Annotated in this window: 16 protein-coding genes; 13 read left to right on the forward strand and 3 right to left on the reverse strand. The window is 71.9% G+C overall.

Features of this window, described 5'->3' with window-relative positions; translation table 11 throughout:
* Window positions 1-501: a 6,7-dimethyl-8-ribityllumazine synthase gene (ribH, locus tag ACWEFB_RS15850; protein WP_326559425.1), complete on the forward strand. Its 501-nt coding sequence runs from the start codon at window positions 1-3 to the stop codon at window positions 499-501.
* Window positions 502-526: 25 nt separating this feature from the next.
* Here the strand turns inward: ribH and ACWEFB_RS15855 are convergent, their stop codons facing one another.
* From ACWEFB_RS15855 to ACWEFB_RS15865, 3 genes are read right to left on the reverse strand one after another with little or no spacing between them, the layout of a single operon-like run.
* Entirely contained in the window at window positions 527-1324 is a 798-nt protein-coding gene (locus tag ACWEFB_RS15855; RefSeq protein ID WP_452285982.1) for an amino acid ABC transporter ATP-binding protein, read from the reverse strand.
* 1 nt (window position 1325) lies between these two features.
* Window positions 1326-2195 (reverse strand): ABC transporter permease subunit, encoded by an 870-nt coding sequence (locus ACWEFB_RS15860; protein ID WP_442792033.1) that lies wholly within the window; start codon window positions 2193-2195, stop codon window positions 1326-1328.
* Window positions 2192-3055, reverse strand: a complete 864-nt coding sequence (locus ACWEFB_RS15865) for an ABC transporter substrate-binding protein (RefSeq protein ID WP_452285984.1) — start codon at window positions 3053-3055, stop codon at window positions 2192-2194. The genes ACWEFB_RS15860 and ACWEFB_RS15865 overlap by 4 nt, the downstream gene beginning before the upstream one ends.
* Window positions 3056-3259: 204 nt before the next feature.
* Here ACWEFB_RS15865 and ACWEFB_RS15870 point away from each other — a divergent pair, with 204 nt between their 5' ends.
* The 12 genes from ACWEFB_RS15870 to argC all read left to right on the forward strand — a co-directional run bounded on the left by ACWEFB_RS15870 (window position 3260) and on the right by argC (window position 14012).
* Window positions 3260-3799, forward strand: a complete 540-nt coding sequence (locus tag ACWEFB_RS15870; RefSeq protein ID WP_452285986.1) for a SigE family RNA polymerase sigma factor — start codon at window positions 3260-3262, stop codon at window positions 3797-3799.
* A 59-nt stretch (window positions 3800-3858) separates the two neighbouring features.
* A complete protein-coding gene (locus tag ACWEFB_RS15875; RefSeq protein WP_121159833.1) occupies window positions 3859-4122 on the forward strand; it encodes a phosphoribosyl-ATP diphosphatase in 264 nt (87 codons plus the stop codon).
* A gap of 63 nt (window positions 4123-4185) precedes the next feature.
* Window positions 4186-5031, forward strand: a complete 846-nt coding sequence (hisG, locus tag ACWEFB_RS15880; protein ID WP_326559420.1) for an ATP phosphoribosyltransferase — start codon at window positions 4186-4188, stop codon at window positions 5029-5031.
* A gap of 10 nt (window positions 5032-5041) precedes the next feature.
* On the forward strand, window positions 5042-5989 hold the full coding sequence (locus ACWEFB_RS15885) for a DMT family transporter (protein ID WP_452285989.1): 948 nt from the start codon (window positions 5042-5044) through the stop codon (window positions 5987-5989).
* 53 nt (window positions 5990-6042) lie between these two features.
* The gene (locus tag ACWEFB_RS15890) at window positions 6043-6456 is read left to right on the forward strand and encodes a PH domain-containing protein (RefSeq protein ID WP_452286065.1); all 414 of its coding nucleotides are present in this window, start codon (window positions 6043-6045) and stop codon (window positions 6454-6456) included.
* A gap of 338 nt (window positions 6457-6794) precedes the next feature.
* The gene (gene infC, locus ACWEFB_RS15895; protein WP_452285991.1) at window positions 6795-7409 is read left to right on the forward strand and encodes a translation initiation factor IF-3; all 615 of its coding nucleotides are present in this window, start codon (window positions 6795-6797) and stop codon (window positions 7407-7409) included.
* A 19-nt stretch (window positions 7410-7428) separates the two neighbouring features.
* Entirely contained in the window at window positions 7429-7623 is a 195-nt protein-coding gene (rpmI, locus tag ACWEFB_RS15900; protein ID WP_326559416.1) for a 50S ribosomal protein L35, read from the forward strand.
* A gap of 34 nt (window positions 7624-7657) precedes the next feature.
* Complete coding sequence (gene rplT, locus ACWEFB_RS15905; RefSeq protein WP_145777279.1) at window positions 7658-8050, forward strand: 50S ribosomal protein L20; 393 nt, start codon at window positions 7658-7660, stop codon at window positions 8048-8050.
* A gap of 31 nt (window positions 8051-8081) precedes the next feature.
* Window positions 8082-8951 carry a TrmH family RNA methyltransferase gene (locus ACWEFB_RS15910; protein WP_452285993.1) on the forward strand — a complete coding sequence of 290 codons (870 nt, stop codon included), beginning with the start codon at window positions 8082-8084 and terminating at the stop codon, window positions 8949-8951.
* A 216-nt stretch (window positions 8952-9167) separates the two neighbouring features.
* Window positions 9168-10229 carry a phenylalanine--tRNA ligase subunit alpha gene (locus ACWEFB_RS15915; RefSeq protein ID WP_326559414.1) on the forward strand — a complete coding sequence of 354 codons (1062 nt, stop codon included), beginning with the start codon at window positions 9168-9170 and terminating at the stop codon, window positions 10227-10229.
* Window positions 10230-10270: 41 nt separating this feature from the next.
* A complete protein-coding gene (gene pheT / locus ACWEFB_RS15920) occupies window positions 10271-12799 on the forward strand; it encodes a phenylalanine--tRNA ligase subunit beta (RefSeq protein WP_452285996.1) in 2529 nt (842 codons plus the stop codon).
* A 205-nt stretch (window positions 12800-13004) separates the two neighbouring features.
* Complete coding sequence (argC, locus tag ACWEFB_RS15925; RefSeq protein WP_452285998.1) at window positions 13005-14012, forward strand: N-acetyl-gamma-glutamyl-phosphate reductase; 1008 nt, start codon at window positions 13005-13007, stop codon at window positions 14010-14012.
* Window positions 14013-14041 lie beyond the last annotated feature (29 nt).

Here is a 14041-nt window from a genome sequence, read left to right on the forward strand (position 1 = left end):
ATGGCTGGTTTCGGGGAACCGGGAGTGACCGCGGTGGACGCCGCAGGGCTGACCGTCGGGGTGGTGGCGGCCCGCTGGCACGCCGAACTGACCGACCACATGGTCGAGCGGGCGGTGGCCGCCGCGGAGGCGTCCGGCGTCCGGGACGTACGGGTGGCCAGGGTCGCCGGCTCCGTGGAGCTGCCGATCGTGGCCCAGGCGTTGGCCCGCGACTGCGACGTGGTGGTGGCGCTCGGCGTGGTGATCCGTGGCGACACCGCCCACTTCGACTACGTCTGCCGTTCGGTCACCGACGGGCTGACCCGGGTCGCGCTCGACGCCGGCAAGCCGGTCGGGCAGGGCGTACTCACGGTCAACAATCTCGAACAGGCGCGGGACCGGGCCGGTCTGCCCGGTTCGGCCGAGGACAAGGGCTGGGCCGCGACCGTCGCCGCCCTGGACGCCGCGCTGGCGATCCGGGGGCTGGGCAAGCGTACGGTCCCGGTCGGTTTCGGCGGCTGATCCGCCCGCCCCACGTACGCCGGGTTCAGAGCCGGCCGGCCTCGATGATCCGCCGCAGGAACTGGCGGGTACGCGGCTCGGTCGGCTCGCCCAGCACCCGCGCCGGTGGCCCCTGCTCGATCACCCGGCCGCCGTCGAGGAAGCAGACCCGGTCGGCGACGTCACGGGCGAAACCCATCTCGTGGGTGGCCAGCACCATCGTCATCCCGTCCGCCTTCAGCTCCCGGATCAGGCTCAGCACCTCACCCACCAGTTCCGGGTCGAGCGCCGAGGTGACCTCGTCGAGCAGCATCAGCCGGGGCGAGTTGACCAGCGCCCGGACGATCGCCACCCGCTGCTGCTGCCCGCCGGAGAGCCGGTCCGGATAGTCCCGCGCCTTGTCGGCCAGGCCCACCCGGTCGAGCAGCTCACGGGCCTGCGCCTCGGCGTCGGCACGGGTACGCCGGTGCACCCGCAGCGGCGCCAGGGTGATGTTGTCCAGCACGCTCAGGTGCGGGAACAGGTTGTACGACTGGAACACGATGCCGATCCGGCGGCGTACCCGGTCGGGGTCGATCCGGGGGTCGGTGATGTGCTCGCCGTCCAGGTGAATCGTGCCGTCGTCGATCTCCTCCAGCAGGTTCAGGCAGCGCAGCAGCGTCGACTTGCCCGAGCCGGACGCCCCGATCAGGGCAACCACCTCGTGTTCGGCCACGTCCAGGTCGAGCCCGTCGAGGACGGTCCGCCCGCCGAACGACTTCCGCAGCCCCCGGCAGGACAGCAGACCGGCCGCCGGCTCGACGGACGGCTGCGGGGTCGGGGTGGTGCGGTCGGTCAGTGTCATGTCAGTGCCCCGCCTGCCGGCGCGCGGCCCGTAGCGTCACCCAGTCGGTCACCGCGATCAGCGGGATCGCGAGCAACACGAAGAGCACCCCGGCCACGATGTACGGGGTGTAGTTGAAGTGTTCGGCGGTCTGGATCTGGGCTGCCCGTACCGCGTCGATCGGACCGGCCAGGGAGACCAGCCCGACGTCCTTCTGCAGCGCCACCACGTCGTTGAGCAGCGGTGGGGCCACCCGGCGGGCGGCCTGCGGCAGCACCACGTGCCGCATGGTCTGCCGGTAGGTCAGCCCGAGGGAGCGGCCGGCGGCGAACTGGCTCGGGTGCACCGACTCGATGCCGGCCCGGAACACCTCCGCCAGGTAACCGCTGTACGTGATCACCAGCGCGCACCCGCCGAGCACCAGCACCGGCGGCATGCCCTGCAACCGCAGCCCCGGCACGCCGAGGGTGAACACGTACAGGACGATGATCAGCGGCAGCCCGCGGAAGGTGTAGGTGTAGCCGGTGGCCAGCGCCCGGACCGGGAAGAAGACCGGTCCGCGCAGGGTTCGCAGCAGCGCCACGACCAGGCCCAGGGCCAGCGCTCCGAGGGCACAGAAGAAGAGCAGCCGGACGTTGAGCCAGAGCCCGGTGAGCACGTCCGGCAGGGCCGCGCGGGCGATGTCCAGGTCGAGGAAGGACTGCCGTACGCGGGCCCAGCCGGGCGACCCGGTGACCGCGACCACCAGCAGCGTGCCCAGCACACCGGTGGAGGCCGCGGCGACCAACACCGACCGGACCGTCTGCCGGCGCCGGTGGACGGCCCGCGCGCGGGCGATCTCGGAGGGGGCGTGGTCGAGCGGTCGGTCGTCGGTCCGGATGGGTCCGCTCACGTCAGTTCGGGTGCGCCCGCCACCTGGGCGAGCCACTTCTGCTCCAGCTCGCCGAGCGTGCCCGCCTCGCGCAGCGCGGTGACCGCACCGCCGACGCAGCCGGTCAGCCGCGATCCCTTGTCGAGCACCAGCCCGAACGTCTCCGGTACGCCGACCTGCGGCACCTGGCCGACGATCGTGGCGTCGGTGAGTTCGGCACCGGTGATGTAGAACGCGGTCGGCAGGTCCACCACCAGACCGTCGATCTGCCCGTTCTGCAACGCCTTCTTAGCGTCGTCGTTGGTGTTGAACACCTGGGGCTGCGGCCCGGGCTTGATCACGTCGGTGATCGCCTGGTAGCTGGTGGTCCCGACCTGGGCGCCGAGCTTGGCGGTCTTCAGGTCGGCCAGGGTGGTCCTACCGGCGATCTTCGACGACTTCAGCGCGATCACCGTCTGGCGGACCAGGTAGTACGGCGCGGAGAAGTCGACCGCCTGCTTGCGCTCCTCGGTGATGGAGAACTGGTTGATGTCGAAGTCGAAGTCCTTCGGCCCCGGTGCGATCGCGTTCTCGAACTTGACCCTGTTCCAGACCACGTCGGTACGGGCGTACCCGAGCCGTTCCGCGACCGCGTACGCGACCGCCGCCTCGAAGCCCTCGCCGTTGTCCGGCTTGTTGTCCCTGAACCACGGCTCGTACGCCGGGTCGTCGGTGCCGATGGTCAGCTTGCCCGGCGTCTTGGTGGTGAGCGTTTCCTTCGCACAGGACGCGGCGGCGGGCTGGGAGGGAGTCGGTTCCACTTCCTGCGGGGCGCAGCCGGCGAGGGCGGCGAGAAGGGCGGTCGCGGCCCCGAGGGCGACCGGCACCGTACGGCGAGCCATGGCCGACAGCATAGGCGCAGGCGGGAACCCGTCCATACAGTGCCCCACCACATTGGTAGGGATTACCGGTCCGCCTGTTGCGGGCATCGGTCGGCTTCTGGCGGCACGCTGGCGTGTCCCTCCGTCCGGGCGTAAACCGGAACCAGGACCCGCGCGTCGGCCCCGGGTGACCATCCGTTGGCCGACGCGCCCGGCGGGAGGAGCATGCCGTACCCGCGGGCACCGCAGTCGGGGGCGGACGAGGAGGTCACCCACCTCTTCGTCGTCCACTACCGCCCGCTGGTCCGGCTCGCCGTGCTGCTCCTGCACGACCTGGGCACGGCCGAGGAGATCGTGCAGGACGCGTACGTGGCCCTGCACCGGCGTTGGCCGTGCCTGCGCGACTCCGACCGGGCGCTGACGTACCTGCGGGTCACGGTGGTCAACCGGTCCCGGTCGGCGCTGCGCCACCGCCGGGTGGTCCAGGCCCACCTGGCGACCGCCCGGCCGGGACCGGACGCACCGTCCGCCGAGGCCGGGGCACTCGACCTGCTCCGGTACGACACGGTGCTGGCCGCGCTGCGGGCACTGCCCACCCGGCAGCGGGAGGCGATCGTGCTGCGCTACTACGCCGACCTGTCGGAGGCGGAGACCGCCGACCTGATGGGGCTGAGCCGGGGCGCGGTCAAGAGCCACACCGCCCGGGGCGCCGCGGCGCTGCGCCGGACACTCGGGGCGGGTCGGCCGGCCGACCGGTCCACCTGATGGCCGCCGACCGACCCGGCGCGCCACCCGGCGTCGGGAGGCTGCGAGAATCCGATTCCGTGAAGACGTTCGAAGAGCTGTTCGCCGAGCTGCAGGCCAAGGCCGCCGCCGGCACTCCGGGCTCGGCGACGGTGGCCGCCCTGGAACGCGGCGTGCACGCGATCGGCAAGAAGGTCGTCGAGGAGGCGGCCGAGTCGTGGATGGCGGCCGAGCACGAGGGCCCCGAGCGTGCCGCCGAGGAGATCTCCCAACTGCTCTACCAGGCCCAGGTGCTGATGCTCGCCACCGGACTGGAGCTCAAGGACGTCTACCGACATCTCTGAGGTGCCACGCCCCCGATTCAACGGTCGAACCCTGATCCGCACCGATCGAAGGAGCACCTCACGATGCTGCGCATCGCCATCCCCAACAAGGGCACCCTGTCCGCTCCCGCCGCGCAGATGCTGCGCGAGGCGGGCTACCGCCAGCGCACCGACCCGAAGGACCTGGTCTGCCGGGACGAGCCGAACGATGTCGAGTTCTTCTACCTGCGTCCCCGTGACATCGCCACCTACGTCGGTTCCGGCGATCTCGATCTCGGCATCACCGGCCGGGATCTGCTGATCGACGCCGGCAGCCCGGCCGAGGAGGTGCTCGACCTCAACTTCGGCGGCGCCACCTTCCGGTTCGCCGCCTCACCGGAGACCATCACCTCGGCCGACCAGATCGGTGGGCGGCGGATCGCCACCGCGTACCCCGGGGTGGTGGAGCGCCACCTGGTCGAGCACGGCCTGAAGGCGGACGTGGTCCGGCTCGACGGCGCGGTCGAGAACGCGGTCCGGCTCGGCGTCGCCGATGTCGTCGCCGACGTGGTGGAGACCGGTGCCACCCTGCGCCAGGCCGGTCTGGTGATCATCGGGGAGCCGATCCTGCGCTCCTCGGCGGTGATGATCCGCCGGCTCGGTGCCCCGGCGCACAACCAGGCGGACCAGTTGCTGCGCCGGTTGCACGGGGTGCTGGTCGCCCGTCGGTACGTGATGCTCGCCTACGACGTCCGCGCCGACCTGCTCGACCGGGCCACCGCGCTGACCCCCGGCATCGAGTCGCCGACCATCTCGCCGCTGCACCGGGAGGGCTGGGTGGCGGTCCAGGCCATGGTGCTGCGCAGCGACGTACACCGGATCATGGACGAACTGTACGATCTCGGCGCCCGGGCGATCCTGGTCACAGACATCCACGCCTGTCGCCTGTGAGGCTCGCCGGGTGAGGATCTTCCCGCCCTGGTTGGCGCTCGGACTGGCGGTGCTCGGCGGGGTCGGTTCGGCGGTGCAGAGCGCGGCGAACGCCGAACTCGGCGCCCGGGTCGGCAACCCGGCCATGGGCGCGGTGGTCAACAACGCCGGCGGGGTCGCGCTGCTCCTGGTCGGCCTGCTGGCGCTGCCGTCGATGCGAGCCGGGTTCGGCGTACTGCGCCGGGCCCGGCTGCCCTGGTGGAGCTACCTCGGTGGACTGGGCGGCGGCGGGTTCGTGGTGATCGCGACGTACGTGGTGCCGGCGCTCGGGGTGGCCGTGTTCACCATCGCCCAGGTGGCCGGCAACAGCGCCGGTGGCCTGGGCGTCGACCGGGTCGGGCTGGCTCCGGGCGGCCGGCGGGCGGTCACCGCGCCCCGGCTGCTCGGCGCGCTCCTGGGAATCGGCGCGGTGGCGTTGGCCCAGTTCGGCCGCCCGTTGGGTGAACTGGCCGTGGGACTGGTGGCGCTCGCGGCGGCCGGTGGTGTCCTGGTGGCCCTGTCGGCGGCGCTGAACGGCCGGATTTCGGCGGTCGGGGGTGCCGCCACCGGTACGGCGGTCAACTTCGCGGTCAGCACCCCGGCGATCGTCGCGGTGGCGGCGGTGGCCGGCGCGTTCGGTCGGCTCGGATCGATCCACTGGCCGACCGACTGGTACCTCTACCTGGGCGGGCCGGTCGGGGTCGGCGTCGTGGTCGCCCTGCTGGTCTGCGTACGGGCGGTCGGTGTGCTCCGTAGCGGCCTGGCCATCGTCGCCGGTCAACTCGGCGGTGCGCTGTTGCTCGACGTGCTCCGGCCGGACGGGCCGGGAGCCAGCGTGGCGGTGTTCGCCGGAGCCCTGCTGACCCTGCTCGCGGTGGTGGTCTCCGGGTGGGTGGTCCGCCCCACGGGGACCACCGGTCCGACCGGGGTGGCAGGATGATGGCCGTGACCGACTCCGATCTCGTACGGCTGCGACCGCGGCGGCTCCGGGTGATGTGCTGGGTGCTGGCACCGGCCCTGGTGGTGGTCTTCACCGCGTTGGGGCTGGCCCTGCACGGGTCGACCGGCCAGGGCACGGCCACCTTCCAGCGCGGTGACTCGTTCGCCATGATCGGTCTGGGTGTGCTCGGCGCGTTGGTGATCCTGCTCTTCACCCGGATCCAGGTCGAGGCCGACACCCGGGGCGTACGCGTGCGCAACGTGCTCGGCTCGTACAACCTGCCCTGGGAGGTGGTCCGGGCGGTGCGCTTCGATCACGGCTCGCCCTGGGCGAGCCTGGAGCTGCACGACGACGAGCTGGTCCCGATGATCGCCCTGCAGGCGGTGGACAAGGAAGCCGCCGTCGCCGGGGTACGCGCGCTGCGCGCCCTGCACGACGCCTCGCGACGGCAGCCGGCCGCTAGCTGAGCCGTTACGACCCGCCGTCCGGGGTGCCCGTTTATCGGGCTATCGGCCCGACCTGCTAACATTGGCAGGTCGACCATGCTGTCCCTCGCGGTGACAGCGGTAAAGCGGAGCGCCTGCTCCCACCCGAGTCGCCCCAGTCGGTGGCCGGGTCCGGTCAACGGCCCGGATCCTGATCCGGGTCGGACGTGTGGCTTCGTGTCGCACTGACCGGTCGAGCGGGCCCTGGCATGCGCCGGGGCCTTCTGCTTTCCGGATCGGTTCCCACCGGGGAGCCGGCCCAGGGGTCGGCACCGAAGGAGTTACCGACTCGAGGAGGCCCCATCAGCGTCGAACCACGCGTGAACGAACAGATCCGGGCACGTGAGGTCCGACTGGTCGGCCCTGAGGGTGAGCAGGTGGGCATCGTCCCGCTGGAGCGCGCTCTGCAGCTGGCCGCGGACGTCGACCTGGACCTGGTCGAGGTTGCGCCGATGGCGCGCCCGCCGGTGTGCAAGCTCATGGACTTCGGCAAGTTCAAGTACGAGAGCGCACTCAAGGCGCGCGAAGCGCGGCGTAACCAGCAGCAGACCGTCATCAAGGAGATGAAACTCCGGCCGAAGATCGACCCGCACGACTACGAGACCAAAAAGGGTCACGTGGTGCGGTTCCTCAAGGCGGGTGACAAGGTCAAGGTAACGATCATGTTCCGTGGTCGCGAGCAGAGTCGCCCGGAACTTGGCTACCGGCTCCTCCGCCGACTCGAGTCGGAGATCTCGGAGCTGGGGTACGTCGAGGCCGCGCCGAAGCAGGACGGCCGAAACATGATCATGGTTCTGGCTCCGCACCGCGCCACCAAGGCCGCCGCCACGGCAGCCAAGGCCGGCGGACCGCGCGAGCGAGACGCCGAGACGACCGAGGACGGCGAGGCGGTTGAGGCACCGTCAGTCGAACCCGCCGGCACCGCCGGCGAGTAACAGGGGAGAGACGCAACAGATGCCGAAGATGAAGAGCCACACCGGAATGGGCAAGCGGGTCAAGGTGACCGGCTCCGGCAAGATCGTCGCCCAGCAGGCTGGCCTGCGGCACAACCTGGAGAAGAAGCCCTCCAACCAGACCCGCCGGCTCACCGGCACGGTCGAGGTTGCCAAGGTTGACGCCAAGCGAATCAAGAAGCTGCTGGGCCGCTGACGCGCCCGCCACTTAACCCGAAGGAGTAGTTGAGATGGCACGCGTCAAGCGGGCTGTAAACGCCCAGAAGAAGCGTCGTACCCTGCTGGAGACCGCCAGTGGCTACCGCGGTCAGCGCTCCCGGCTGTACCGCAAGGCCAAGGAGCAGGTGCTGCACTCGATGCAGTACGCCTACCGGGACCGTCGCGACCGCAAGGGCGACTTCCGGCAGCTCTGGATCACCCGGATCAACGCGGGCGCCCGCGCCAACGGGATGACCTACAACCGCCTGATCCAGGGCCTCAAGCTGGCTGGCGTCGAGGTCGACCGCAAGATCCTGGCCGACCTGGCCGTCAACGACGCGACGGCCTTCGCCGCCATCGTCGAGGTGGCCCGTGCCGCGGTTGCGGCCGAGGGCACCGGCGGCGCGGCGGCCCAGGCCGCCTGAGTCACCGCAAAAGTTGATCGAGGCGCCCCGAATGCCGTCCGGACCGCAGGTGGGGCGCCTCGACCATGTCCGGGGTGCGGACCCGCCGCACTTCACCGCGCGTACGCCACGGGTGGTTGCCGCCCGGCGGCTGCACCGGCGCCGGGACCGGGACACCACCCGACGGTTCCTCGCCGAGGGACCGCAGGCGGTCCGGGAAGCACTCGACCGCTCCGGAGTGGTGCGGGAACTCTTCGGCACCCCGGCCGCCCTGGACCGGTACGCCGACCTCGCCGAGGTGGCCCGACGGGCCGGTCTGCCGGTCTCGCCGCTGACCGACGACGGTCTCGCCGCGTTGACCGAGACCGTCGCACCGCAGGGCCTCGTTGCCGTCTGCGACCAGTTCGACCAACCACTGCACCGGGCACTCGACCGGTCCCCGCGGCTGGTCGCCGTACTGGCCGAGATCCGGGATCCGGGCAACGCCGGCACCGTGCTGCGTACGGCCGACGCGGCCGGGGCGGGCGCGGTCATCTTCGCCGGTGACGCCGTCGACCCGTACAACGGCAAGTGCGTGCGGGCCTCGGCCGGCAGCCTCTTCCACGTCGACGTGGTCCGCTCCGAGGACCCGGCCGCGGTCGTGACCAGCCTGCGCGACGCCGGGCTGACCGTGCTCGCCGCCTCCGGTTACGGCGAGACCGACCTGGACGACCTCGCCGACGACGGCGGACTGTCCCGGCCGACCGCCTGGCTGTTCGGCTCCGAGGCGCACGGCCTGCCGGCCGAACTGGCCGCCGCCGCCGACGCCCGGGTACGGGTGCCGCTGCACGGCCGCGCCGAGAGCCTTAACCTGGCTGCCGCCGCGGCCGTCTGCCTGTACGCTTCGGCCAGAGCGATGAGGGCCCGTGAGCGCGAGGAGTGAGCCGGGTTTGCGAGCCCCGCAGTCGCGATCAAAGGGGGATCAGGGATGAGTGCCTCGATGTGCTCGTTTAGCCAGCCCGCCGGTGTCGGCGGGCGGCGGGTCTGACCCTTCCTGCTCCCTATTCCCACCGGCGGGCTGCGGCGTCGCCGCGCGTCCGTAAACTCTGATGGCCGCCGCCGAGGCAGGCCTTCCGCCGTGAGGGAGCACCCGTACGCCATGACTTACCGCAACGATCCGTACGACCCGAAACAGGTCGCCCTGCTCGACCAGGACAACCTCGACGAAGCCGTCGCCGCCGCCCGTGCGGCGTTCGCCGACGCCGCCGACCCCGACGCCCTGGCCGCCCTGCGTCACCAGCACCTGGGTGACCGGGCACCGGTCTCGCTGGCCCGCCGGGAGATCGGCGCGCTGCCGCCGGCGGCCAAGTCCGACGCCGGCAAGCGGGTCAACGAGGCCCGCCGGGCGATCGAGACGATCTACGACGAGTGGCGGGCCGAACTCCAGCGCGCCCAGGCCGAGCGGGTGCTCGCCGAGGAGCGGGTCGACGTCACCCTGCCGTACGACCGCCGCCCCCGTGGCGCCCGGCATCCGCTGACCCTGCTGATGGAGCGGATCGGTGATCTCTTCGTCGGGATGGGGTACGAGATCGCCGAGGGCCCCGAGGTGGAGTTGGAGTGGACCAACTTCGACGCGCTCAACATCCCGCCGGACCACCCGGCCCGTGGCCTGATGGACACCTTCCACGTGGACGTACCGGGGCTGGTGCTGCGTACGCACACCTCGCCGGTGCAGGCGCGGACGATGCTGGCGCGCAAGCCCCCGATCTACGTCATCTGCCCGGGGCGGGTCTACCGCACCGACGAGCTGGACGCCACCCACAGCCCGGTCTTCCACCAGGTCGAGGGGCTGGTCGTGGACAAGGGCATCACCATGGCCCACCTGCGCGGCACGCTCGACCACTTCGCCCGGTCGATGTTTGGGCAGGACGCCCGGACCCGCTGGCGGCCGCACTACTTCCCGTTCACCGAGCCGTCGGGCGAGTTCGACGTCTGGTTCCCGGAGCACCGCAACGGCCCGCAGTGGGTCGAGTGGGGCGGTTGCGGCATGGTCAACCCTCGGGTGCTGCGCGCCTGCGGGATCGACCCGGACGTCTACTCCGGCTTCGCGTTCGGCATGGGCGTCGACCGTACGGTGATGGTCCGCAACGGGGTGAGCGAGGTGCGCGACCTGTTCGAGGGGGACGTGCGGTTCACCGGCGCGCTCGGCGTCGAGGCGTGACGGGCATGCGGAATCGAACTTCGGAAGCGGTGGTCTGAGTCATGCGAGTTGCTATTTCCTGGCTGCGCGAGCACGTCGACCTGCCCGTCGACCTCAGCACCGAGGACCTGGAACGGGCGCTGGTGAACCTCGGGCTCGAGGTCGAGTCCATGGTGGACCTGCGTACCACGGTCACCGGTGCGCTGGTCGTCGGCGAGGTACGCGAGATCGAGGAGCTGACCGGCTTCAAGAAGCCGATCCGGTTCTGCCGGGTCGACGTGGGCACCGCCAACGGCACCGGTGAGCTGCAGGAGATCGTCTGCGGCGCCACGAACTTCGCCCCCGGTGACCGGGTGGTGGTGATCCTGCCCGGCGGTGTGCTGCCCGGCGGCTTCGCGATCGGCGCCCGCAAGACGTACGGGCACAACTCCAACGGCATGATCTGCTCGGTGAAGGAGCTGGGACTCGGCGACGACCACGCCGGGATCCTGGTCCTGTCGCCGGACACCGCCGTCAAGCCCGGTGACGACGCCCGCCCCGTGGTCGGGCTCGACGACGTGGTGGTCGAACTGGAGATCACCCCCGACCGGGGCTACGGCCTGTCCGTACGCGGTATCGCCCGGGAACTGTCGCACGCGTTCGGGGTGCCGTTCCGGGACCCGGCACTGGTGCCGGCACCGGGCGGGACCGAGCGGCCGGCGTACCCGGTCGAGGTCCGCGACCCGGTCGGCTGCGACCGGTTCGCCGCCCGCCTGGTGAGGGGTGTCGACCCGACCGCGCAGAGCCCGCAGTGGATGCGGCAGCGGCTCACCGTCGCCGGCATCCGGAACATCTCGCTGCCGGTCGACATCACCAACTACGTGATGCTCGAACTCGGCCAGCCGATGCACGCGTTCGACGCCGACCGGCTGACCGGCACGCTGGTGGTTCGCCGGGCGCAACCGGGGGAGAAGCTGACCACACTGGACGGCGTGACCCGGGTGCTGGACCCCGAGGACATGGTGATCTGCGACGCCGGTCAGCCCAGTCCGGTCGCCGGGGACGGCGACGGGCTGCCGATCTCGCTCGCCGCGGTGATGGGTGGGCAGACCAGCGAGGTCGTCGCCGACACCACCGACGTGCTGTTCGAGGCGGCGCACTGGCAGCCGGCGATGGTCGGGCGTACCGCGCGACGGCACAAGCTGTTCAGCGAGGCGGCCAAGCGCTGGGAGCGCGGGGTGGACCCGGCGCTGCCGCTGGTCGCCCTGGATCGGGCGGTCACCCTGCTGACCACGTACGGCGGTGGCGCGGCGGCCCCGGAGATCCTCGACTTCTCGCAGGTGAGCCCACCGGCCCCGGTCGCGCTCGACCCGGAACTGCCGACCCGGCGGATCGGGGTGGAGTACCCGACGGCGCGGGTGGTCGCGCTGTTGGAGGAGGTCGGCTGCACCGTCGTCACCGAAGCGGACCTGCTCCGGGTGGTCCCGCCGACCTGGCGGCCCGACCTCACCGGTCCGGCCGACCTGGTCGAGGAGGTCGTCCGGCTGGACGGCTACGAGCGGGTGCCGTCGGTGCTGCCGCTCGCCCCGGCGGGGCGCGGGCTCACCCAGGCACAGCGGCGGGTCCGGGCGGTCGCCCGGATGCTGGCAGAGAACGGGTACGTCGAGACGGTGTCGTTCCCGTTCGTGTCACCGGACCTCTTCGACGCGCTCGGGCTGCCGGCCGACGACACCCGTCGCCGGGCGGTCCGGTTGGCCAACCCGCTCTCCGACGAGGAGCCGTTGCTGCGTACGACGCTGCTCGGTCCGTTGCTCGGCGCGCTCAAGCGCAACCTCGGTCGGGGCGCGCGCGACCTGGCCCTCTACGAGCTGGGTACGGTCTTCGAGTCCCGCCCCGGTGCTGGCAGCCCGCCGCCGATGGGTGTCGACCACCGGCCCAGCGACGCCGAGTTCGCCGCCGCCGACGCGGTCCTGCCGCACCAGCCCCGACACGTGGCCGTGGTGCTCGCCGGTGAGGTCGAGCGCACCGGTTGGTGGGGCCCCGGCAAACCGGCCGGTTGGGCCGACGCGGTCGAGGCGGCCCGCAACGTGCTCGCCGCCGCCGGCCTGCCCGCCGACCGGGTCGAGGTACGGGCGGCGCAACGGGCGCCCTGGCACCCCGGCCGTTGTGCCGAGGTGCTGGTCGACGACACCGTGGTCGGGTACGCGGGCGAGCTGCACCCGACGACCGTCGAGGCGCTGGAACTGCCTCGCCGGACCAGCGCGATGGAACTGGACCTGGATCTGCTGCCACCGGCACCGGTGCCGGTGGCACCCCGGATCTCCGGGTTCCCGCCGGCGTTGATCGACGTCGCGTTGGTGGTGCCGGAGGAGGTCGCCGCCGCGGAGGTGCAACGGGCGTTGGCCGACGGTGCGGGGGAGCTGCTGGAGTCGCTGCGGCTCTTCGATGTCTACGCCTCGGCGCAGCTCGGGGCGGGGCGCAAGTCGCTGGCGTACAAGCTCACCTTCCGGGCGCCGGACCGGACCCTGACCGTGGAGGAGGCGGTGGCCGCCCGCGACGCGGCCGTTGCCGAGGCGGCGTCCCGGCTCGGCGCCACCCTGCGCGGCGCCTGACCCGCTTGCCGTACGTCGTGGTGGCCGGTGTGTGTGGCCGGCCACCACGACGCTGTTCCGGGCCGTGCGCAGGCTGCCGTTTCCGGTCGTTCGGGTCGGGACCGGCCAAAAATCGGCAACTGAGTGATCATCCGGTGGGCCGTATAGTATTGCGTCCCGGATCCCTTCCCTGATACCTTGGCTGCATACAAATGCGGAGGTGGGCATGGGTATCCGAGTTGCGGTCGCCGGGGCCAGTGGATATGCGGGTGGTGAACTGCTGCGTCTGATCGCCGGGCACCCCGAGTTCGATCTCGTCGCCGCCACCGCGCACAGCCAGGCGGGCACGCCCGTGTCGGCCGTGCACCCGCACCTGGTCGGACTGGACCTGGTCCTCGGCCGGACCGACCCGGACACCCTCGCCGACGCGGACCTGGTCTTCCTGGCCCTGCCGCACGGTGAGTCGGCCGCCGTGGCCGCGGCCCTGCCGGAGACGGTCAAGGTGGTCGACCTCGGCGCCGACCACCGGCTGCGCGACGGTGCCGCCTGGCACCGCTACTACGGCGGCAGCCACGCCGGCTGGTGGACCTACGGTCTGCCCGAGCTGCCCGGCCAGCGCTCCGCGATCGCGGCCTCGAACCGGGTCGCGGCCACCGGTTGCTACGCGGTGTCGATCTCCCTCGCGCTCGCACCGCTGGTCGTCGCCGGTGCGGTCGCCGCCCGGGACGTCGTGGTGGTGGCCGCGTCCGGCACCTCCGGCGCGGGCCGGTCGGCGAAGGTCAACCTGCTCGGCAGCGAGGTGATGGGCGACCTGACGCCATACAAGGTCGGGGCACACCAGCACGTGCCGGAGATCAAGCAGGCGACCGGGGCGACCAGCCTCTCCTTCACTCCGGTGCTGGCGCCGATGCCGCGCGGGATCCTCGCCACCGTCACCGCGTTGCCGGTGGGCGCCGGTGCGACCGACCCCCGTGCGGTGCTCGCCGAGGCGTACGCGGACTCGCCGTTCGTACACGTCCTGCCCGAGGGCACCTGGCCGCACACCGCCGCCACCTACGGCTCCAACTCGTGCCACCTGCAGGCGACCGTCGACGTCGACTCCGGCCGGGTGATCGTGGTGAGTGCGATCGACAACCTGGGCAAGGGCGCGTCCGGCCAGGCCGTACAGTGCGCCAACCTGATGCTCGGCCTGCCGGAGACCGCCGGCCTGCCGGTCCACGGGGTGGCGCCGTGACCGGATCGAAGATCGGCTGCGGCCTCGCC

The organism is Micromonospora sp. NPDC004704 (genome assembly GCF_053601675.1).

Bases quoted from the DNA above. Each gene is read 5' to 3' on its own strand.
- ribH (WP_326559425.1), top strand. From the start codon at position 1: ATGGCTGGTTTCGGGGAACCGGGAGTGACCGCGGTGGACGCCGCAGGG.
- ACWEFB_RS15855 (WP_452285982.1), bottom strand. From the start codon at position 1,324: ATGACACTGACCGACCGCACCACCCCGACCCCGCAGCCGTCCGTCGAG.
- ACWEFB_RS15865 (WP_452285984.1), bottom strand. From the start codon at position 3,055: ATGGCTCGCCGTACGGTGCCGGTCGCCCTCGGGGCCGCGACCGCCCTT.
- ACWEFB_RS15870 (WP_452285986.1), top strand. From the start codon at position 3,260: ATGCCGTACCCGCGGGCACCGCAGTCGGGGGCGGACGAGGAGGTCACC.
- hisG (WP_326559420.1), top strand. From the start codon at position 4,186: ATGCTGCGCATCGCCATCCCCAACAAGGGCACCCTGTCCGCTCCCGCC.
- ACWEFB_RS15890 (WP_452286065.1), top strand. From the start codon at position 6,043: ATGTGCTGGGTGCTGGCACCGGCCCTGGTGGTGGTCTTCACCGCGTTG.
- rpmI (WP_326559416.1), top strand. From the start codon at position 7,429: ATGCCGAAGATGAAGAGCCACACCGGAATGGGCAAGCGGGTCAAGGTG.
- rplT (WP_145777279.1), top strand. From the start codon at position 7,658: ATGGCACGCGTCAAGCGGGCTGTAAACGCCCAGAAGAAGCGTCGTACC.
- ACWEFB_RS15910 (WP_452285993.1), top strand. From the start codon at position 8,082: ATGCCGTCCGGACCGCAGGTGGGGCGCCTCGACCATGTCCGGGGTGCG.
- ACWEFB_RS15915 (WP_326559414.1), top strand. From the start codon at position 9,168: ATGACTTACCGCAACGATCCGTACGACCCGAAACAGGTCGCCCTGCTC.
- pheT (WP_452285996.1), top strand. From the start codon at position 10,271: ATGCGAGTTGCTATTTCCTGGCTGCGCGAGCACGTCGACCTGCCCGTC.
- argC (WP_452285998.1), top strand. From the start codon at position 13,005: ATGGGTATCCGAGTTGCGGTCGCCGGGGCCAGTGGATATGCGGGTGGT.